The sequence below is a fragment of the Burkholderia metallica genome (assembly GCF_001718555.1).
GTDB classification, from domain to species: Bacteria; Pseudomonadota; Gammaproteobacteria; order Burkholderiales; family Burkholderiaceae; genus Burkholderia; species Burkholderia metallica.
Window position 1 is genome coordinate 1,373,348 of the sequence record NZ_CP013401.1, and the last position, 17,107, is coordinate 1,390,454.

Here is a 17,107-nt window from a genome sequence, read left to right on the forward strand (position 1 = left end):
AATTCCTGTTCGACAGAGATGGCATAACGCCCGGCCGACGCCGGGCAGATTGGATTGAATGAGCGGGGAGTGGAAGAAGCGGACCGCGAGAACGACGGCCACGAGGGTGGCGATTAGCGAGGCTGCGCGTTTCGATAAGGGTAATAGAGATTGGCGGCGATCGATATATTTTCGAGATATTGAGATTGACCTGTTAACGCTGACAGGTCCGTTTAACAGACGTCTCGTTGTCGCCACAATTTGACAGTCTTTAACCCGCGTCGAGAAGGGGTAGAGCAACTTCTGCGAGACAATGCGATGGATCCGTTGATCCGTAGTGCGCCTTGGCGCGATTTGCGAGTAGACCAGAACCATGAATAAAAATAGCTACCGACTGGTATTCAGTCGCGTCCGGGGCATGCTGATTGCCGTTGAAGAAACTGCCAGCGCGTCAGGCAACGCGGGTCGAGGCGAAGTTGTGTCAGCAGCTCGGGTGCCACATGTGTTCGTGCGATTCGCGCTGCGTCACGCGGCATTTGCGGTACTGGTCGCCGCTGGCGCAACGCCCATGTGGTCGAATGCGCAGATCGTGGGCGGCGGCGCACACGCGCCCTCGGTAATTCAGACGCAAAATGGATTGCCTCAAGTTAATATTAATAAGCCAGGAAATGCTGGCGTATCTTTAAATACTTATAATCAATTCGACGTACAAAAGCCCGGCGCGATACTCAATAACTCGCCTACAATCGTCAACACGCAGCAAGCGGGCATGATCAACGGCAACCCGAACTTCGGGCCGAACGACGCCGCACGGATCATCGTCAACCAAGTCAACAGCAATAATCCAAGCTCAATTCGTGGTTTCGTTGAGATTGCTGGGCAAAAAGCTGAGCTAATCATCAGCAATCCGGCTGGATTGCAAATCGACGGCGGCGGCTTCATTAATACGTCACGCGCCGTGCTGACAACCGGTGTGCCGTATTACGGCGCGGACGGTTCTGTGGCCGGATTCAATGTGAATCGCGGGCTTGTCACGGTATCCGGATCCGGCCTCAATACGGCAAATATCGATCAGGTTGACATTATCGCGCGCGCCGTTCAGGCGAATGCAGCTATTTATGCGAAAAATCTGAACGTAATCGCAGGTGCGAATCAGGTCAATCACGACACGCTCGCGGCAACGCCGATTCAGGGTGATGGCGCGGCCCCGGCGGTTGCGATCGACGTCGGCCAGCTCGGCGGTATGTATGCCAACCGCATTTTCCTCGTCAGTTCGGGGAGCGCGGTCGGTGTCCAGAACGCCGGCACGCTCTCGGCGGACGCGGCCGGCATGACGCTCACGACCGACGGGCGGTTGGTGCAGTCGGGCAAGATCAGTTCGCTTGGCAACGTCGCGGTGGCGGCTGGTGGCGGCATCGACAACAACGGTACGACCTATAGCCAGCAATCCGTGTCGATGAGTACCGGCGCGGACATGACGAATAGCGGGACGCTTTCCGCGCAGCACAACGTTGGCGTGAAAGCCGGGTCGCTGAATTCGACGGGCGCAATCGGCGCCGGCGTCGATAGCAACGGCACGGTCACGCAAGCCGGTGATCTGCAAGTGACGACGACGGGTCAATTGACTGCGACCGGCCAGAACATCGCAGGCGGTACCACGACCTTGCGCGGCTACGGCGTCAATCTGGCCGGCAGCAAGACGGCGACGAATGGCACGCTGGATGTGAACGCGACGGCGGGTGATATCAACCTGTCGAATGCGACGACGAGTGCACAGGGTGCATTGAACGCGACCGCAGCGGGCGCGATCGTCAACGACCACGGCAGCCTGTCCAGCCAAAGCGGTGCCACGCTGACGGCGGGCAGCGTGTCGAATCAAGGCGGCACGGTGTCGTCGCAAGGCCCTTTGACGGTTAAATCGTCCGGGGCGATTTCGAATCAGGCCGGCACGCTGGTGTCGCAGAACACCGCCGACGTGGAAGGCGGCGCAATCGCCAATCAGCAAGGCATCATCCAAAGCGCAGGCCAAATGAAGGTGGTCGCCGCGTCGCTTCAGAATACCGCCGGGCGTGTTACGTCCCTGAATGGCGACGGTCTGTCCATTACCACGAGCGGCCAGCTCACAAACGCAGCAGGCACGACCGCGAACGGCGCGCAAGGTGGCGTCATCGGCGGCGACGGCACTGTCGCAATTCAGGCCGGCAGCATCGCAAACCAAGGATCGATCAGCGCCGCGACCGATTTAACGGTCGGTGCGCAATCCGTGGACAACGGCAGCGGAACGCTGACGGCCGGTCAGAACGCATCGATCGATGCCGGCGCACACCTGGCTAATGCTTCCGGCAGCATTTCTGCCGGCGCGTTAGCAAACGTTCGCGCGACCAATCTGGACAATAGTTCAGGTTCGATTCAGGCAAGCCAGTTGTCGTTGACGGCAAGCGACCTTGCGAACCGGTCGGGCGCGATTACGCAAACCGGCACAAATCCGACCACGATCGCGGTTTCGGGGACGCTCGACAATAGTTCAGGTACGGTGCAGACGAACAGTGCCGATCTGAGTCTGACGCCCGCGACGCTCATTAACGATCACGGCAAAATCGCACACGCCGGCAGCGGTACGCTGACCATTGGGACGGGTGCGTTGTCGAATAACGGCGGGTCTATCGCGACCAATGGGGCGCTCGCACTGACCGCCGCCGCCGTGTCGAATCAGGCCGGTACTTTGTCCGCGCAACGGCAGGCTACGCTCGGCGTTGAGTCGCTCGATAACAGCGCGGCCGGCTACATCGGCGCCGATAGCGTAACGATCAAATCCCGAGGGGCGATCAACAACAAAACCGGTGCGATCGAGTCGAACCACGCCTTGACGATCTCGGCCGACAGCATGGCAAACGACGGCGGTGCCGTTAAGGCGCTCGGCACGGATGCGCTGTCCGTCACGGCGACGAATGCGCTGACGAACACGGCAGGCGGCACGATCGGCGGCAACGGAAACGTGTCGGTTTCAGGCGGCACCGTCGACAATTCGAACGGTTCTTTGCTGACCGCACAATCGCTGTCGGTGCAGTCGAACGGCCAGCTTGCAAACGTGGCCGGCCTGATTCAAGCGAACGGCAATTTGAAGGTCGCAGCACAAGGCGCGGTGCTCAATAACGGCGGGCAAATTGAGGCGAACGGCGCAACGGCGACGCTCCAACTGTCCGGGGCGAGCATTGATAATAGTGACGGACGGATTGCCAATATCGGCACGGGCGCGACGACGATCGACGGCGGCACATCGATCACGAACACCGATGCATCCGGCAAAGCGGGTGCCGGCACCATCGGCGGCAATGGCGATGTGACGCTGACCACGCAAACGCTCACGAATGCGCAAGGCGGTCAAACATTGGCCGGCCACGACCTGACGTTGAACGTCGCCAGTAGTGCGAACAATGCTGGCGGCGTACTGTCGGCCGCGAACAACCTGACGCTCAACGGCGCGAACGCTACCCTTTCCAATTCGAATGGATCGGTGCATGCAAACGGCGTGCTGTCGTTGACTGCCGCATCGATTGACGACACCTCCGGCAAGATCGGCAATGACGCCGGTAGCGGTGGCAGCGTGTCGATCCAGACAGGCGCGTTGTCGAATGCTGGCGGTGCGATCGGCAGCGATCAGGATTTGTCGCTGACGACGGGAACGTTGAACGGCGACGGTTCTATCGTCGCAGGTCGTAACGGTTCGATTACGCTCGGGAGTGACTACACGCAGACGGCCGCGAACAAGCTTCACGCGAACGGCAACCTCACGTTTTCCACGTCGGGAAAACTGACGAACCAAGGCGTGATGGATGCCAATGGCGCGCTCACGGTGAATGCGGCGAACGTCGATAACCAAAGTGGTGCGGATTTGAATTCCGCAAACACGACGGTCAACGCGAACGGCGGCACGATTGATAACGCAGGCCGCATCGAAGGCGATTCGGTCACGACCAACAGCGCGACGTTGAACAATACAGGAACGGTGATCGGGGCCAACGTGACGGCGAACGCCAACACGATCACGAACACCGGTGCGGCTGCTGTCTTCGCCGCCGCCAACCTATTGAACCTGTACGCAACAAACCAACTGTCGAATACGGGTGGCGCGAACCTGTTCAGCGTCGGCGATATCAACATCGCGGCGAACGGTCAGCGTGACGCCAACGGGTTGCTCGCCAACCGCACGCAGAACGTACTGAACGATCAATCCACGATCGAAGCGCAAGGCAACATTGAGCTTGCGGCCGGCACGTTCACTAATTCGCGCCCCGCGCCGACGGTCACGACCGAAACGACCGATACAACGACCACGCATCAAACGAAGCGACAGCAGTTCATCGGTTGCCCGACCGGTAACGCTGCGCCGAACCATGGCGTGTGTTCGTATGCGACGTGGTCGGGCCCATACAAAACGCCGCAGACGGCAACCTACTCGGCAAGCCAGATCGTGTCCCAATCGAACGGGACCGATCCCGTCGATCGCGTACTGGTCGTGAACGTCAACGGTCAGCAGCAAACGCTCTACTACAACACGTTGACGGTGAACGGTGACGGCAGCGTCACGGCAGTGTATTGGGTCGGATACGATCCGCACATCAACTACGCACCGGATACAGAATATGCGACGCGCAGCGACGGTCATAACGGCTATCAGCGTGTTGAGATCTGGCGCGATACCACGTCCACGACCCAGCAAGACAAGGTAACGAGCCAGGCGCCGCAGGCGCAGCTCGTCGCGGGCGGCAGTATCACGATGGCGAACGTCGGGACGATCAACAACGACTACAGCGTGATCACGGCCGGCAAATCGATTCAAATCGGCAGCACGCAGCAGAACGGCTCGGTGGGGAGCGGCAGTTACGGCGGTACGGTCGTCAACAACGTTGGTCAGACGCTGTATCAGTACCAGACCGACAACATCGTATCGATGTATGCGTGGAACGAAGACACCACGCAGGATCGCGGCACGATCGTTGAGCCGCCGGTTGTCCATACGCCGGTCGCGATTGGCGGTACGGGCGGCACAATCATTGCGAATCAGTCGGTGACAATCGACGCGCAGAGCGTCAATAACCAGAACGTCGCCGCACAAAATTCCGCGACGGGCGCAACGGGCGGCACGCTCGGCAACAATTCGGCCAATCAAGGCGTGTCGGGCGGCAATCTGACCAAGGTCAGCGCGGCCAGCGGTTCGACAACGGTTCCCGCGCTGCAATCGGTCGCGAGTGCAACCGGCGCATTATCGATCACGCTGCCGACGAGCGGCATGTACTCGATTCATCCCGCGCCGGGGCAACCGTATCTGATCGTCACCGATCCGCGGCTGACGACCTATACGAATTTCATTTCGAGCGACTACATGCTCGGCCAGTTGAACCTGAACCCCGCGAGTATCGAGAAGCGCTTGGGCGACGGGATGTACGAGCAGCAGATGGTGCGCAACCAGATTACGCAGTTGACGGGACGCACCTTCCTGCCCGGCTACGCGAGCGCCGAAGACGAATATCGGGCGTTGATGACGAACGGCGCGAACTACGCGAAGTCATTCGGTTTGGTGCCTGGCATGGCGCTGACCGCCGCGCAAATGGACGCGCTGACGAGCGATATCGTGTGGCTGGTCGACCAGACCGTGACGCTGCCCGATGGCAGCACGACCCACGTGCTGGCCCCGGTCGTCTACATGGCACAAACGCATGCGAACGACCTGCAACCGACCGGAGCGTTGATCGCGGCCGATGACGTTGAAATTCATACGACTGGTACCACGACGAATACGGGCGTCATCAAGGGCGGCACGAAAACGGTACTCACCGCGACCGATATCCTGAATCGCGGCGGCACGATTTCGAGCGATAGCAAAAACGGCACGACCGTCGTGTCGGCGAGCAACGATGTCGTGAACGCGTCGGGCATGATTACCGGAAATCGTGTCGCCGTATCGGCGGGTCGCGATATCGTCAATACGACACTGGTTGATGCAGTCGGTGCGACCGGTACATCAGGTGCAAGCAAGGTCAGTACGAGCCTGATCGGCCAGCAAGGCACGATTGCTGCGACGGGCGACCTGTCGGTTCAGGCTGGTCGTGACCTCACTCTTCACGGTGCGAATCTGTCGGCCGGCGGCGATGCGCTGGTCACGGCGGGGCGCGATATCAACGCCGATACCGTGCAGTCCACGACGGACCAGTCGATGCACCTGAGCGATCAGCGGCATTGGGAAGAATCCACGACGAAGAACGTGACGAGCGGCATCACCGCAGGCGGCACCTTGGGAATGCAAAGCGGTAACGATACGACGCTTAAGGGCGCGAATGTATTGGCCGGGAAGGATCTATCGGTGCTGGCCGGCGGCAACCTCACGGCAACGACCGTCACCGACACAGCGAAGCTCGATAACGTCGCGACCGATGGGCGAGCCCGCAAGGAAGTCGACCATACCTACGACGAAACCGCTGTCGGCACCACCTTCTCGGCTGGTCGCAATGCAGTATTGTCCGCCATCAACATCGCTGATGCGTCGGAAGGCAATGTCACTTTGACGGGCTCGTCGGTTACGTCGGGTGCCAACAGCGCGACGCCGGGCGGTGTGGCGATTGCCGGCAGCGGTAACGTGACAATCAATGAAGGCCGCGAGGAACACGACAGCTACAAGAACGTCCAGACGAAGCGCGGCAGTTTCGTATCGGGGTCGACCACCAAGGAATCGCACGACACGCAAGCCAACATCGGTGTCGCGAGCACCGTATCGGGCGATACCGTCAAGATTCAGTCCGGCAAGGACATCACGGTTCAGGGCAGCAACGTAGTCGGCACAACCGATGTCGATCTGAACGCGGCGCGTGACGTCAGGATCACGACTTCGCAGGATACGGTGTCGTCGGCGAATAGCTTCGAGAAAAAGGAATCGGGCCTCATGTCGAACGGAGGCATGTCGGTTTCGATTGGCACGCGCTCGATGACGGATCAGCAGCATTCGACGGAAGTCACGAACACCGGCAGCATGGTCGGTTCCTTGAACGGTAATCTGAATGTGACCGCCGGAAGCAACCTGCACGCTACCGGTAGCACGTTGCACGCAGGTAATGACCTGTCGCTCGAAGGCAAGACTGTCAAGATCGATTCGGCTTACGACACGATGAGTCAGTCGGAACAGCAGCAATATCGACAGGCTGGCGTGACGGTCGGCGTGACCAGCCCCGTCATCGCCTTGGCACAGACCGGCAGGCAGATGGTCGAAGCGGCCGGCAAAACCAAGGGCGATGCCCGTCTGACCGCGCTGGCGGCCGCAACGACCGGCCTCGCTGCGAAGAACGCCTATGATGCAACGGGCGGCGGCGATCCGTCGGCACTCGGTAAGACCGTCGGTATCAATATTTCCATCGGTGCGAGCAAGAGCGACAGCCAGTCGCAATCGCAAGCGAGTACGGCAGTCGGTAGTACGGTGTCGGCTGGCCGCAACGTATCGATAAAGGCAACTGGCGCTGGTGCCGATAGCAATATCGACGTGATCGGTAGTACGATTTCGGCCGGTGGCAGCGCTAAGCTTGCCGCAGACGGCAAGGTGAATCTGGAAGCGGCTGAAAGTACCAGCAGCCAGTCATCGAAGAATAGCGGCGGAAGCTTCGGCGTCGGCGTGTCGATTGGGGGCGGTAAGCAGAATGGAATTGCATTCACGGCTGGCGTCGCGGGCAATCGAGGAAACACGGATGGCAATTCAACCGCTTGGACGAATACACACGTCACGGCAGGCGACACGCTGACGATTCGATCCGGCGGTGATACGAACATCAAGGGCGCGGTCGCGTCCGGCAAGCAAGTCGTCGCGGACGTGGGCGGCAACCTGAACGTCGAGAGCTTGCAGGACACCGACCATTACAATTCGAAGCAACAAGGCGCAGGCGTATCGGTCAGCGTGTGCGTGCCGCCGTTGTGTACCGGCCCGTCGAGTGTATCGGGCAACATCAGTCAGCAGAAGATGAACAGCGACTACGCGACCGTCGTCGAACAGTCGGGCATCAAGGCTGGCGACGGCGGTTATCAGGTCGATGTAAAGGGCAATACGGACCTGAAAGGCGGTGTGATCGCGAGTAACGACAAGGCTGTACAGGACGGCAAGAACAGCCTGACTACGGCGACGCTGACGACGAGCGATATCCAGAATCACGCGTCGTACGACGCGTCGTCGGTCGGGATTTCTGGCGGTTACGGCGGCGGCATCGGCAAGAACCAAAAGGGAACGGCCGATAACGTAAATCCGGTTGCCGGCACGAACCTCCCGGATCGCGGCGGATTTTCCGCTACTCCCCCGATTGCGTTGAGTGCATCGGACGATGCGAGTTCAACCACGCGTAGCGGGATCAGCGGCGGTTCGCTCAAGATCACCGACAGCGCCAAGCAACAGCAGATGACCGGCAAGACTGGTGACGAAACGGTAGCGAGCGTCAATCGCGATACGTCGAATACGGGCGGCACGCTCGCGCCGATTTTCGACAAGGACAAAGTGCAGGCCGGGTTTGATATCACCAGTCAGTTCATCAATCAGGCTGGCACGTTTGTCGATAATCGGTTGAAAGAAGCGGATGCAGCAAAAGCGGCATCGAAGAATCTCGACCTGACGCCCGAACAACGGGCAGCAGCCCAGCAGAAAGCCGATCAGTTGATGGCCGATTGGGGGCCGGGTGGTACCTACCGGCAGGTACTGTCGGCGTTGACGGCAGCAGCAGGCGGCAACGTCGCGGGTAGCAGCGGACAGTTTGTTCAAGCCGGCGTCGTGAACTACTTGCAACAACAGGGCGCGTCGTACATCGGTGATCTTGTCAAGACGGGGGCGGTCACGGAAGGCAGTCCGCTACACGCAGCAATGCATGCGATCGTGGCCTGTGCTGGCGCGGCTGCAAGTAGTCAGAATTGCGGCGCTGGCGCGATGGGGGCAGCGACGTCGAGCCTGTTGAGCAATTTGTTCACCGATAGTCCGAACGAAACCGCGACGGAGAAGCAGGCCAAGGGGAACCTGATTTCCAGTATTGTCGCGGGCGTTGCCAACGCTGGTGGACTGAATGCAGCGACAGCAACGACGGCGGGTCAAACGGAAGTCGAAAACAACTTCCTCACGCAGCCTGAGCAGACCGCACGCTCGTTGGCGAAGGTCAGTTGTTCGACGGCAGCCGATCCGTCGGTGTGTAACCAGAAGGTCAAGCAGCAGTATGGCAAGCTCTGGGAAGCGAACGAAGCCAAGGTTAAGGACTGCGCCAGTGCCGACGCATGTAAGGCCGTGCTTACTGATCTCCGGCAGCAGCAAGTCGAATACGGTGCTCGCGAAAACGAACTGCAACAGAAGCTTCGGGACACCGGGAGCCTGTCTACCGCCGAGACGGACGAGCTGATGAACCTCAAGTCGTCCGACACGAATTTGATCTCGCTCCGTACAGCAGCGCTTCAGAGCTACACGCGCTATGCTGGCATGGATGCGCTCAAGTCGTTGCAAGGGTCGGAGCTGATTGCGGAGCTTGGGATCGGAGCATCACCGGCCGCTGGCTACGGCGTGGCGGCGGCCATTACTGGAGTTGGACGCAATGGGTTACCCCTGGTCAATGGGCGCTACCCAATTAATAGCAAATACGCGGACCAGCAGTTTCCGATGGACAAGCTCCCGCCTGAAATTCAGCAGAAGTATCCGCAAGGAGTCAAGTTCAATTCGCAGGGGTTCCCTGATTTCTTGCCCTACGCGAAGGCTAAAACAGACATCAGCAACTTGACGGGTAACTATCGAACTGATGAAGCTCTTGCCAATAAGAAGGTCGGACTATCGGAAACTCCCGAAGGCTATGTTTGGCACCACGTCGAAAATGGTCAGACTATGCTTTTGATACCGCAAGACCTTCATAATGCGGTGCGCCACACAGGTGGGTCCGCTGTACTTCAACCGCCGGGAGATTGACGTGAAAATTGAGGCTCGCAAAGCATTACCTGCGCCATCGTTAGATGCAATCAAAAATCTTGAGGCAGCCATAAAGGTTAATTTGCCTCAAGAATATATTGATCTGCTTGAGGTAATGAATGGCGCTTACATCCAAGAGAATATATTTGATGTTCCTGGAGGTAACAATGCGGGGGTAAGTCAATTTATTCCTTTTGATAAAATTATTTACTGCAAATCGCTCATTGAGCAAACCGGGCCGAAGAAATTTCTACCATTTGCTTACGCATCTGGAGGAAATTATGTTTGCTTGTCGATCAGGAAACGCGAATTTGGCGTGGTGTATTTCTTTGATCATGAAGTGCCGGGGGTGAAGGCCCTTACAAAGATCGCCCCCTCTTTATCTAAATTTTTTGACGTACTTCGCCCATTCTCTGTCGACGACGTTGAACTTGATCCAAATGATGTCGGGGAGGTCTGGATTGATCCTGACTTTCTTAAGAAAATCAAAGGTGATGTTAATTGAGAGGAATTGACATTTTAATTTTATTTCTCATTGAAAACGACCGCCGATGAGATAGCAGGATCGAGGGTTAGGTGAAGATAAAATTAACGAAACGGTTAGCGGTGTTACCTCTCACGGCCTTGGTATCGCTCGCGGTACAGGCACAGCAAGCGCCTACGCCGGCCGATCGTGCTGCTGCCGCGCGTGCGAACGCAGAACAGGATCGGCAAGCACAGCAGCAACGTGACGCGCAGCAGCGGGACGCGACGGTGCGAGCCCCTGCTTTGCGGTCGGAAGTCCCGCAAGTCGAAACATATCCATCGGTCCCGACCGAGCAACCGTGTTTCCGTATCGATCGCTTCGCGCTCGACGTCCCCGATTCCTTGCAGGTTTCCGTTAAGTCGCAAGGGGCGTCCGCATTGCCGATGGATCGTTTCGCGTTCGCTCGCGAATGGCTCGTCCACTACACCAGCCAGTGCATCGGGAAGCAAGGCATAGATACGATCGTCAAGGGACTGTCGCGCGCGATCCTGGCGCGCGGCTACATCACGACGCGTGTTCTACTGTCGGAACAAGACCTTTCGACGGGGACGCTAAAGCTGGCTCTGGTACCGGGTGTGATCCGGCATGTCCGGTTTGCCGATGAGAAATTGCGCGGCACCTGGAAGACCGCGTTCCCGACCAGCGACGGTGAACTATTGAACCTGCGCGACCTCGAACAAGGCCTCGAACAGATGAAGCGCGTGACGAGCCAGGACGTGTCGATGCAGATCGTGCCGGCCGACGTGCCGGGGGAGAGCGATGTCGTCCTCGACGTGAAGCGCGGTAAGCCGTGGACGGTCGTCGCCTCGATCGACAATTCGGGCACACGCGCGACGGGCAGACTCCAGGGCAATCTGTCAATTGGAATCGACAACCCGCTTGGCCTGAACGACGTGTTTAACGTCGGCGTGAGTCAAGACCTTGAATTTGGCGACAAGCGCCTTGGGTCACACGGCTGGAACGGGTTCTATTCGATTCCTTGGGGCTACTGGACCGCCACGATTGCGGCGTACACGAACACCTACTATCAACAGATTGCTGGTGTGAACCAGACGTTTGTTGCAAGCGGCAATTCAAAGACGCTGGATTTCAAACTGGCGCGCGTGCTGCTGCGCAGTCAGAACGACGTGTTTGGTGGGTACGTCCGCCTGTCGCGCCGCTTTGGCGAAAGCTTCATTGAAGACACAGAAATCACGCAGCAGCGGCGCAACAACACGGTTATCGAACTTGGCCTGACCGATCGTCACTACTTCGACGGGGCTCAGTTCGACGGCACGCTCGCCTATCGTCAGGGCGTTGGCGGTCTCGGCGCGAGGGACGACATCCTCGCGGCGGGCGGCGGCCCAACCTACCGCTACCGAATGGCGGTGTTGGATGCGAACTTGTCGGTGCCGTTCGCGATCGCCAAACAGCCGTTCCGCTACGTGACGAGCATCCGTGGCCAGTACACGGGTAACACGCTGTACTACATCGATGACTTGACCATTGGCAGTCGCTATACGGTGCGTGGTTTCGATGGTGAAACGATGTTGGCGGCGGCGCGTGGCATCTATTGGCGCAACGAACTCCAAATGCCGATTGGGCAAACCGGACAAGCGATTTATGCCGGACTGGATTACGGCCGTGTATGGGGACCGCAGCCAGTTGTGTTGATCGGCACGCAGTTGGCTGGTGCAGTGATTGGCGTGAAGGGTAGCGTTACGACGCGGTTTGGTGGATACGGTTACGACTTATTTGCCGGCACACCGGTCTACAAGCCATCTGGATTTCCGACTGCACGTGTGACCTTTGGCTTTCAGGTGACAGCGCAGTTTTGAGCGATGGCGGGATGCGAGACAGGGCGCAGGCTAAACGGAAGGCATGCTCAAGGGAGCGGAGTGTAGGCGAATACGCGCTAAACCGAAGGTCGTGTAAAGCAGCGGACACACGGTGGTAGCTTACTTAATTAGATGATCATGTATAAATCAATGATTCGAGGCGTAGTTCTCGCGCTACCCAGCGCTATGTTCCTGAGTGCATGCGCTTACATCATACCGCCGCATCACTATGTAGATGTGGAGACGCCCGCGTACGATCCTGCGGTGTCGGCGAGAATGCGAGTTCTTTCGTCCAACGGCCCAGAAAAAAGTGCGACATTCTGGGAGGGTAGTTGCGCTGGTTCAGTATCCGACCCAGGCGCAGTGAAGGCAAACGACGGTTTCATTGCAGCATGGAAATATTCGTCGCGTAGCGTCGTAATTGGAATGCCACCGAGCCCGCGTGAGTCCATGCGAGTGGATGGTCTCTTCTCGAAAGATCTCATCAGGGAATATGTGGTGCCTGCCGGGAAGCCGGTTACGTTGTTGTTGTCGATGAGCACGTACATGGGACAATACGGTGGGACGACATATTGCAATGCGCCCCCGGTGACGTTTTCCCCTGTAGCAGGACAGGACTATGATGTTTTCCTGGATTACGAGCGCCGTATGTGTCGGGCAGCAATACGCCACATCGATAAAGACGGTTTGGATGAGCCGGTTGCCGTGACACCAGCAAAGAAGTGTTCGGCCATGTGAAAGCGATCCGGCAGTATCGTTGGGGCCACGTCAATACGAGCCTTGTTACGAAACGGGCCGGAACGTCTGGCAGCGGATTGGGCTAACGGATTGGCAGTTGTATTGCGTTGCCGGCATCTGGCGACGCTATGACGGTGAAGATGGCCGCTCGCTGGTCGGCATGACCATGATGGGCCATGCTGTGATGGGGCGTATGCACAAGCCCGGCGATGAAAAGCGATCGGTGGTCATATTGCGGCCGACCGACTATGACGAATGGCTGCACACAACGAACGTTGAGGCCGCGCGTGGGATGCTACAGATCTATCCGGCCGGTGAAATGGTGGCCGAACCGAAGTAGCGTGACTGCGCGCCGATACACGAAAGCCCGCAGCGAGCGGGCTTTTTTGTGCGTTACAAATCTGCTACAGCAGGGGGCGAGAGCCTTGCTGGATAAGCCTTGCGCTTATCATTCCATCCCCTGAACTATGGGGTGGAATACCAGGGCCGAGATTTCCGATGCTGTCCTTTTTCGGCCAATAGCCGACACTCGACGCATACGGCCGGATCGTTGACAATTTGGCTTCTTGAACGTCGGCATACACGATGAAACCGTACGGTATTCAACTCCGTGAGCACGTGCCGTCTGACGCCGATCGGTTCTGCGAATTGCAGATGAGTTCCGCTGTCGCACGATATGTGTCGTGGCTCCCGCGAAGGCGAGAGCAGTGCGAGAGTGCTCTGGCTGACGCGATCGCGCAACAACGATCCGCCAGACGGGTACGGTTCTTCTATGCTGTTGAATTTCAGCACGTGGCAGGGATGATCGGAAGCGTCGGATATACAGTTCGGGCTCCCGGCTCGGCCGATTGCGGGTGGTTCCTGTTACCCGCCTTCTGGGGAAAAGGCCACGCGGCTTTGGCGGTTCGAGAATTGCTGCAACGGGCGTTTGGCTCGGGTGGAATCGTAAGCATGACCGCGTCATGCTCCGTTGAAAATCGGGCCTCTGTTCGAGTAGCGGAAAAATGCGGATTTCGCCTGATCGCAGAGATTCGCGGGCGCGCGCACTTTGAAATCCGAGTGGAAGACGCTCACAAGCTTGCTCTGCATGGGCCTGACTAGAACGCTCGTTACCGGCTACGAACGGCCGTTCGAACAGCTTTTTAGATCGTCGACAATCGGTGCGGATAAGGGCGTAGCCTTTAGCGGTTACCGTCGATCAGATCGTTCAGCAGCGCATCGAACGCGGCCTGTGCGTCTTCAAGTTCCTGCAGGGCGGCATCAAAGGTTTGCAGCGCGAACGGCGAAGGCTCGCCGCTGCCTTGCGGCGGAAATTGCTTCTGCATCGAGGCGAACGTACTCTGCACGCGCAGCGTGGCGGCCACCATGCGCTCCATCGCCTCGGTTTCTTCGGCTCGGGCCTGTTCCGGATTCATTCCCCTCTCCTTGGATGGTTTTCTTGAAGACCAGATCGTACACGCTGTGTCCGTTCTTGCCGCCCTTGGCAGAACGACTCCGTTGAAGGTTCCAACGGCACGCTGCGGGAGAAGCGATTTAATCGGGAATGATTCCGCAGTCGCGCCGAGGCCAAGATACGTAAGCGATCAGGTAAAGACGCCCCTCTATGAATGGAGCGTCTTGGAAAGCCGCTGGCCGTCTCTCGAGAAACCATTTCGCTCGTAGAAGTTGTGAGCAGCCGGTCGGTGGTCACCGCTCGTCACTTCCAACTTTACACATCCCACCTGCCTAAACCAGTGTTCTGCAGCGTCAATCAGCGCGCTACCAACTCCGTTTCCCCGATATCGCTCGTCGACGACCATGCTAGTTATGCGCCCGAGGTTGCCCGCTGCGTGGAAGAGAGGTAGTGCATGGAGGCTAATACTACCGATGACCTCTTCTCGCACGGAGGCCACGATGATTTTGTCCACCGGGCTCGGAAGCATCGCTTCCATCTTCTCGAGGACTAGCGCTGGAGTCGTCAAGTAGCCGAGTTGCTGCAACAAGAATGCGATTGTTGCGTGATCCGATGATCGCGATTCACGAATGAGAAAGTCCGATGACTTCATCACGCACAGTGCTCCAAGGTAAAAGATCTTCGTAGCCGCTGAGGGTTTTCGCCTTCGGTAGCGCTCTAAACAGCGAGACCAGATAGCGATACGGCTCGACACCGCTCGCCTTGCATGTCTCGACGAGCGAGTACAGGTTAGCACTGGCCTGCGCACCGGCGACCGTATCAGAGAACAGCCAGCCCTTGCGGCCGACGACGAACGGCCGGATCGTATTCTCGCAAGGGTTGTTCGAGATCGGCCAGCTCCCGTTCTCGACGTAGCGGACGAGCTTGGGCCACTGTCCGTTCATGTACTGCAATGCCTTGCCAAGCAGACTCGACGGCACGACGCTTGGCAGATGCTGGACCAGCCTGCGCTCGATGAGGGTGAGCACGCGGGCGCTGTAGCGGGCGCGTAGTCGCTGCCGGCGTTCAGACTCCCACTTCGCGCTGCGCGCCTCGGCCGCGAACAGCTTGCCGATCGGTGCCACGAAGCGTGTGGCCAGCAGATCCGGTGAGCGTGCCGCCTTCGGCACCGACTCCTCGGCCTTGATGAAGCCGCGGCGCACGTGTGCCCAGCATCCGAGATGCACGAGTTGGTGATCGTGGGCGATGCCGTTATAGAGCTCGTAGCCAGCCTGAGTTAACCAGCGGCCCGAACGAGGCTGATCGAAGTTCGCAATCCGGCCAGGTGTCGGCGATGGCGGGTGGCAGCATTCGGCCTGCAACTGCCACAGGGCTGACTGATGTCAAGCCCTGGCTCCGACTTGAAGCGGTCATTGGACGGGATGCCGGCAAGCTCAACGGGCTATGCGACCCTCGTCGCGACTAATGGAGTTCGTGGGTGCTCTTCTTGCTTCTTGCTTTTTGCGTTTCAACTTCCGCCAGAATTCGCTGACCTACCGCGCCGTAAAAGCGCAGACCCGTGGAGCAACCGTGAATACGTACCGCGACCGTGCGTGTAATGAACGTCCCTCCTTGTGACGCATCTATGGCATCCCAAGGTATGGAGATCGCAGGCAGTCGCAAGTTCAAGGGAAAGCCGGGTCGTAGCCATAAGTGTCGAGGATAGAGTTCAACAGCCACGGTAAATGCTGTCCATTTTATTCGGCACGAAACCCAGCGATAGGAACCATTGGAGATTTGTCTTTCGTTTGAGGTATCCCGGCTCGACTCGTACGGCTCAAAATCCTTCCAGCCCGACAGCCAACGCACAATCTCGAGCAAAGAACCAAGGTAAACAACCACGACGAAGATAAATCGGGCGGTATTGAGCATATTCCGTGGAATTAGGATGCACTCACCATGAATCGCTCGCCCCGGTGCATGTTGCCGACCACGGAGGCTGTGTGTGGACGAAGGCTCGCTCGGGCGAGGGATATTTTTTAACCGCGAATTCACGCCTTCCCACCAACTGCGATTGTCCACTTTGCGGATCAAGGATACCAAAACCCTGATGGTGCCGAAGGACCGCGATCGCTCAGTAGCGGCCCATCGTCACAACTATCGGCGTAGGTCTTGGCGTAGCTTTGCGCATCAGGCCTTGTCAGAGAGGGCGCAGGTACTGCTGCATCATTGGAGGGTGGGCTGAGATAGTGTTGGATTGTCTGGTTCCGGGACGCGGTCAGCCGTCTTGGTGTCACGGGGCCGCAACGCACTCTCGCTCTGCTGGCGACTATTGTATCCGGCCCCATAAGCACTAACACCACGTCGAAAACTTAGCTGGATCGTCGCTGAATGGAAGTAGGGCGCGAAACTGATTGAAGCCGAGATGGATCGATGTGGATCGACCTAGGCTGAATGGGTTACATGAACCGAATAAAGAAAAAGGGGTTACACGCTTTTGGCATGTAACCCCTTGATTCCTTTGGTCGGAGCGAAAGGATTCGAACCTTCGACCCTCTGATCCCAAATCAGATGCGCTACCAGGCTGCGCTACGCTCCGACGAGCCAGAGATTCTATCGTTGAACGGTCGCCCCGGTCAATCCCCATATGCGGGTAAATGACGCGGCGGCGAACCGTTCGCAATTTGCGACAATTCCTACGGTAGTCGGCGAAC

Annotated in this window: 8 protein-coding genes, 1 tRNA gene and 2 pseudogenes; 6 read left to right on the plus strand and 5 right to left on the minus strand. The window is 58.2% G+C overall.

Going from position 1 to position 17,107, the window contains the following annotated elements; genetic code table 11:
• Positions 1-352: 352 nt before the first annotated feature.
• The 6 genes and pseudogenes from WJ16_RS06230 (at position 353) to WJ16_RS35910 (ending at position 14,122) form a co-directional block, all read left to right on the plus strand.
• The gene (locus tag WJ16_RS06230; protein ID WP_167375362.1) at positions 353-9,940 is read left to right on the plus strand and encodes a hemagglutinin repeat-containing protein; all 9,588 of its coding nucleotides are present in this window, start codon (positions 353-355) and stop codon (positions 9,938-9,940) included.
• Between the two features lies 1 nt (position 9,941).
• A complete protein-coding gene (locus tag WJ16_RS32925) occupies positions 9,942-10,445 on the plus strand; it encodes an SMI1/KNR4 family protein (protein ID WP_167375363.1) in 504 nt (167 codons plus the stop codon).
• Positions 10,446-10,522: 77 nt separating this feature from the next.
• Complete coding sequence (locus tag WJ16_RS06235; RefSeq protein ID WP_069257971.1) at positions 10,523-12,283, plus strand: ShlB/FhaC/HecB family hemolysin secretion/activation protein; 1,761 nt, start codon at positions 10,523-10,525, stop codon at positions 12,281-12,283.
• Positions 12,284-12,646: 363 nt separating this feature from the next.
• Positions 12,647-13,021 carry a hypothetical protein gene (locus WJ16_RS34665; RefSeq protein WP_157126723.1) on the plus strand — a complete coding sequence of 125 codons (375 nt, stop codon included), beginning with the start codon at positions 12,647-12,649 and terminating at the stop codon, positions 13,019-13,021.
• Positions 13,022-13,055: 34 nt separating this feature from the next.
• Positions 13,056-13,361, plus strand: a pseudogene (locus WJ16_RS06240) (SOS response-associated peptidase family protein); the annotation flags it as partial.
• 314 nt (positions 13,362-13,675) lie between these two features.
• Positions 13,676-14,122, plus strand: coding sequence for a GNAT family N-acetyltransferase (locus WJ16_RS35910; RefSeq protein WP_418219852.1), 447 nt, complete (start codon positions 13,676-13,678; stop codon positions 14,120-14,122).
• A gap of 80 nt (positions 14,123-14,202) precedes the next feature.
• Here the strand turns inward: WJ16_RS35910 and WJ16_RS06245 are convergent, their stop codons facing one another.
• The 5 genes and pseudogenes from WJ16_RS06245 to WJ16_RS06260 form a co-directional block, all read right to left on the minus strand.
• Positions 14,203-14,436 carry a hypothetical protein gene (locus WJ16_RS06245; protein ID WP_006487081.1) on the minus strand — a complete coding sequence of 78 codons (234 nt, stop codon included), beginning with the start codon at positions 14,434-14,436 and terminating at the stop codon, positions 14,203-14,205.
• A gap of 186 nt (positions 14,437-14,622) precedes the next feature.
• Entirely contained in the window at positions 14,623-15,066 is a 444-nt protein-coding gene (locus tag WJ16_RS06250; protein ID WP_069256314.1) for a GNAT family N-acetyltransferase, read from the minus strand.
• Positions 15,038-15,748 (minus strand): annotated as a pseudogene (locus WJ16_RS06255) (IS66 family transposase); the annotation flags it as partial. The pseudogene WJ16_RS06255 and the gene WJ16_RS06250, both read right to left, overlap by 29 nt.
• 127 nt (positions 15,749-15,875) lie before the next feature.
• Positions 15,876-16,325 (minus strand): hypothetical protein, encoded by a 450-nt coding sequence (locus WJ16_RS34670; RefSeq protein WP_157126724.1) that lies wholly within the window; start codon positions 16,323-16,325, stop codon positions 15,876-15,878.
• 590 nt (positions 16,326-16,915) lie between these two features.
• Positions 16,916-16,992 (minus strand) — tRNA-Pro (locus tag WJ16_RS06260).
• Positions 16,993-17,107 lie beyond the last annotated feature (115 nt).

Excerpts from the sequence above, each read along its gene's own strand:
- WJ16_RS06230 (WP_167375362.1), top strand. The coding sequence starts at position 353 with ATGAATAAAAATAGCTACCGACTGGTATTCAGTCGCGTCCGGGGCATG.
- WJ16_RS35910 (WP_418219852.1), top strand. The coding sequence starts at position 13,676 with ATGAGTTCCGCTGTCGCACGATATGTGTCGTGGCTCCCGCGAAGGCGA.
- WJ16_RS06245 (WP_006487081.1), bottom strand. The coding sequence starts at position 14,436 with ATGAATCCGGAACAGGCCCGAGCCGAAGAAACCGAGGCGATGGAGCGC.
- WJ16_RS06250 (WP_069256314.1), bottom strand. The coding sequence starts at position 15,066 with ATGAAGTCATCGGACTTTCTCATTCGTGAATCGCGATCATCGGATCAC.
- WJ16_RS34670 (WP_157126724.1), bottom strand. The coding sequence starts at position 16,325 with ATGCTCAATACCGCCCGATTTATCTTCGTCGTGGTTGTTTACCTTGGT.